At 79.3% G+C, this 953-nt stretch carries 1 protein-coding gene, 1 pseudogene and 1 riboswitch; of the genes and pseudogenes, one reads left to right on the forward strand and one right to left on the reverse strand.

Annotated features, from left to right (window positions below):
* Positions 1-183: pseudogene (locus ABEB16_RS22405) on the reverse strand (thiamine phosphate synthase); the annotation flags it as partial.
* Positions 184-247: 64 nt separating this feature from the next.
* Positions 248-356, forward strand: a riboswitch (TPP riboswitch).
* Here ABEB16_RS22405 and ABEB16_RS22410 point away from each other — a divergent pair.
* Positions 344-953, forward strand: a 610-nt coding sequence (locus ABEB16_RS22410; protein WP_345714358.1) for an FAD-dependent oxidoreductase, incomplete at its 3' end; no start/stop codon positions are given. Its footprint overlaps the riboswitch before it by 13 nt.

The following is a 953-nucleotide window of genomic DNA, read 5'->3' on the forward strand; positions in this document are numbered from 1 at the left end:
CTCCAGGCCCTTCTCCCGCAGCTGCACCACGTCGACGCCGGCGGCGAGCACGGCGTCGAGGAACTCCGGCAGGTCGCCCTGGCGCGCCCGGGAGTCCGTGCAGAGGTAGAGCCGTGCGGCGGCCAGGCGGTCGGCGGGGCGGCGGGGTGCGGTCGCGGGGACCGCCGCGGTCTCGGGGGGCACGGGCGCCGAGTGTGCCAGCGCCCCGTCCCCGCGACGGCGGGCGCCGCCGGCTCTCGGGTAGCGTGGCCGCGACCACGGGAGCCCGTGCAGCGGGCTGAGAGGGCGAGCGGACTCGCCGACCGTCGAACCTGATCCGGGTCGTGCCGGCGAAGGGAGTGCTGTGGAACCCTCGCGCGCGCGGTACGACGTCGCGGTCGTCGGTGGCGGTGCGATCGGCTGGAGCTGCGCCTGGCGCGCGGCGCAGCGCGGCCTGTCCGTCCTGGTGTGCGACCCCTCCCCCGGGACGGGTGCCTCCTGGGTGGCGGCGGGGATGCTGGCGCCCGTCACCGAGCTGCACCCGGGCGAGGAACCGCTGCTGCGGCTCGGCCTGGAGGCCGCCCGCCGGTACCCGCGGTTCGTCGCGGAGCTCACCGCGGCGGCCGGCACCGACCCCGGGGCCGGTCCCGGGGTGGGGCACCGCACCAGCGGCACCCTCGCCGTGGCCCTCGACCGCGGCGACCTCGCCGTCCTCGACGAGGCCCTGGACCTGCAGCGCTCCCTGGGCCTGGCGGCGCGCCGGCTCACCGGCTCCGAGGTCCGCCGCCTGGAACCGGTGCTGACGCCGCAGATCGGTGGTGGCCTGCTCGTCGAGGGCGACCACCAGGTCGACAACCGCCGCCTGCTCGCCGCGCTGCGCCCCGCCGCCGCGCGCACCGGCGCCGAGGTGCTGGCGGAGCGGGTGGGCGTGCGGGTGGACGGCGGGCGCGCCGTGGGCGTGGTGCGCCCCGGCG

This window comes from Kineococcus glutinatus, from assembly GCF_039542765.1.
Classification (GTDB): domain Bacteria; phylum Actinomycetota; class Actinomycetes; order Actinomycetales; family Kineococcaceae; genus Kineococcus_A; species Kineococcus_A glutinatus.